Below are 2,754 nucleotides of genomic sequence, written 5' to 3' on the forward strand. Positions count from 1 at the left end.
GACCCGTACAGGTCTTCGGGGCACCGGTGTGCGGCCGCGCGGGCCGCCGGGGGCTCACCCGTTCACAGGGCGGCCCTGTGCTTGAGCGGTTCCCACCAGGAGCGGTGGTCGCGGTACCAGGCGAAGGTCTCCGCCAGGCCCTGGGTGAAGTCCTTGCGGGGCCGGTAGCCCAGCTCGCGGGAGATCTTGCCGCAGTCGACCGAGTAGCGCAGGTCGTGGCCGAGCCGGTCGGGCACGTGCTCGACGCTGTCCCAGCCCGCCCCGGCCAGGTCCAGCAGCAGCGTGGTCAGTTCCTTGTTGCTCAGTTCGGTGCCGCCGCCGATGTTGTACACCTCGCCCGGCCGGCCGCCGGTGCGCACCAGTTCCAGGCCCCGCACGTGGTCGTCGATGTGCAGCCAGTCCCGTACGTTCAGCCCCACCCCGTACAGCGGGACGCGGTGTCCGTCGAGGAGGTTGGTGACGAACAGCGGGATGACCTTCTCGGGGAAGTGGTGGTGGCCGTAGTTGTTGGAGCAGCGTGTCACCCGTACGTCCAGGCCGTGGGTGCGGTGGTAGGACAGGGCCACCAGGTCGGAGGAGGCCTTGGAGGCGGCGTAGGGGGAGTTGGGCCGCAGCGGGTCGCTCTCCGGCCAGGATCCCTCGGCCAGGGAACCGTAGACCTCGTCGGTGGACACGTGCAGGAAGCGGGCCCGGCCGCCGGGCCGGCGCAGCGCCGCGTCCAGCAGGGTCTGGGTGCCCAGCACGTTGGTGGTGATGAACTCGGCGGCGCCGAGGATGGAGCGGTCGACGTGGGACTCGGCGGCGAAGTGCACGATCTGCTCGTGTCCGGCGACGAGTTCGGCCACCAGGCGGGTGTCGCGGATGTCGCCGTGCACGAAGCGGAAGCCGGGGTGGTGGCGGACCGGGTCGAGGTTGGCGGGGTTGCCCGCGTAGGTGAGCTTGTCGAGGACGGTGACGCGGACGTCGCCGGGGCCGGCCGGCCCGAGCAGGGTGCGCACGTAGTGCGAGCCGATGAACCCCGCGCCGCCGGTGACGAGAATGCGTGTGGTGGTCATGACGATATCTGCACCTTGCTGTGGTCGCCGAGGATGAGCCGGTGGGCGGCGGGGATCCGCGGGGCGGGGGTCACCTCCACGTTGCGTCCGATGATGGAGGCCTCCACGCGCCGCGCGCCGCGCACCGAGGAGCCGTCCAGGACGATGGAGAACTCGATCTCGCTGTCGGTGATGCGGCAGTCGGGGGCGATGGAGGTGAACGGGCCGACGTAGGAGCCGGTGATCACGCTGCCGGCGCCGATGACGGCGGGGCCCACGATGCGTGAGCCGGTGACGCGGGCGCCCTCGTCGATCCGTACCCGGCCGATGATCTCGCTGGTGTCGTCGACGTCGCCCTCGATACGGGGCTCGGCGTGCTCCAGGACGGACCGGTTGACCTCCAGCATGTCGCCGACGTTGCCGGTGTCCTTCCAGTACCCGGAGATCGTCGTGGAGCGGACGTCGCGGTCCTGGTCGATCAGCCACTGCAGGGCGTGGGTGATCTCCAGTTCGCCGCGCCAGGACGGCTTGATGGCGCGGACGGCCTCGTGCACGGCGTCGGTGAACAGGTAGACGCCGACCAGCGCGAGGTCGCTCTTGGGGTGCTCCGGTTTCTCCTCCAGGCCCACGATCCGTCCGTCGGGGCCGAATTCGGCGACCCCGAACTGCTGCGGGTCGGAGACCTGGGTGAGCAGGATCTGGGCGGCGGGCCGCTGCGCGCGGAAGGCGTCGACCAGGCCGGAGATGCCGCCCACGATGAAGTTGTCGCCGAGGTACATGACGAAGTCGTCGTCGGCGAGGAACTCGCGGGCGATGAGGACGGCGTGGGCCAGTCCCAGGGGTGCGGACTGGGGGATGTAGGTGACGGCGAGCCCGAACTTGGAGCCGTCGCCGACGGCTTGCATGATCTCGTCGGCGGTGTCCCCGACGATGATCCCGACCTCGGTGATGCCCGCGTCCGCGATCGCTTCCAGGCCGTAGAAGAGAACCGGCTTGTTGGCCACGGGCACCAGCTGCTTGGCGGATGTGTGGGTGAGGGGGCGCAGGCGGGTTCCGGCCCCGCCGGAGAGTACGAGAGCCTTCATGGCTTCGACGCTAGGAGCGGGCACTTGAGCCGGGATCGGGGATGGGCCGCGCCCACAGGCGCCCTCCAGGGCGGCTCCAGAGACGGTGGGGATCCTCGGTGGGCAGCGGCCGGCGGCGCGTTTCGCGGCGTGACCCGCGGGGCCTCTTCGCCCGGCCGTCCAGTGACGCGAGCCCAGAGAGGCACACAGGCATGGCAGACAACCACCGTGAACTCGTCCAGCGCTTCGTCGACATGATCAACAGTCATGACGTGAGCACCATGAGCGCGCACACCGCGCCCGGGCACATCGACCACAACCCGGTCGTCGAGGACGGCATCGAGGCCAACACGGCGTTCTGGGAGCAGATCTTCGCCGCGTTCCCCGACGTGAAGGTCGTCACCCACGACCTGGTCGTGGAGGGCGACCGGATCGCCGGCCGCTTCGAGTACTCCGGCACCCACCAGGGCACCTTCTTCGGCGTCGAGGCGACCGGGCGTCCGCTCAGCTTCCAGTCGATCGACTTCTGGCGGGTCGAGGACGGGCTGCTGGCCGAGCACTGGGACCAGCTGGACATGGCCGGGCTCTTCCGTCAGCTCGGCGTCGACATCCACGCCGGCCAGGACGCGTAACCGCACCCCGGCGGGCGGGAGCGG

Annotated in this window: 3 protein-coding genes; 1 reads left to right on the forward strand and 2 read right to left on the reverse strand. The window is 70.3% G+C overall.

Going from position 1 to position 2,754, the window contains the following annotated elements:
- Nucleotides 1-62: 62 nt before the first annotated feature.
- Both rfbB and ABZV34_RS38315 read right to left on the reverse strand, forming a co-directional pair.
- The gene (gene rfbB, locus ABZV34_RS38310; RefSeq protein WP_356287567.1) at nt 63-1,055 is read right to left on the reverse strand and encodes a dTDP-glucose 4,6-dehydratase; all 993 of its coding nucleotides are present in this window, start codon (nt 1,053-1,055) and stop codon (nt 63-65) included.
- Nucleotides 1,052-2,119: a glucose-1-phosphate thymidylyltransferase gene (locus ABZV34_RS38315; protein ID WP_356287570.1), complete on the reverse strand. Its 1,068-nt coding sequence runs from the start codon at nt 2,117-2,119 to the stop codon at nt 1,052-1,054. The genes rfbB and ABZV34_RS38315 overlap by 4 nt, the downstream gene beginning before the upstream one ends.
- 191 nt (nt 2,120-2,310) lie before the next feature.
- Here ABZV34_RS38315 and ABZV34_RS38320 point away from each other — a divergent pair, with 191 nt between their 5' ends.
- Nucleotides 2,311-2,730: an ester cyclase gene (locus ABZV34_RS38320; RefSeq protein ID WP_168525295.1), complete on the forward strand. Its 420-nt coding sequence runs from the start codon at nt 2,311-2,313 to the stop codon at nt 2,728-2,730.
- The last annotated feature ends 24 nt before the right edge of the window (nt 2,731-2,754 follow it).

The organism is Streptomyces sp. NPDC005195 (genome assembly GCF_040608315.1).
Classification (GTDB): Bacteria; Actinomycetota; Actinomycetes; order Streptomycetales; family Streptomycetaceae; genus Streptomyces; species Streptomyces kaempferi.

Bases quoted from the DNA above. Each gene is read 5' to 3' on its own strand.
- rfbB (WP_356287567.1), bottom strand. From the start codon at position 1,055: ATGACCACCACACGCATTCTCGTCACCGGCGGCGCGGGGTTCATCGGC.
- ABZV34_RS38315 (WP_356287570.1), bottom strand. From the start codon at position 2,119: ATGAAGGCTCTCGTACTCTCCGGCGGGGCCGGAACCCGCCTGCGCCCC.
- ABZV34_RS38320 (WP_168525295.1), top strand. From the start codon at position 2,311: ATGGCAGACAACCACCGTGAACTCGTCCAGCGCTTCGTCGACATGATC.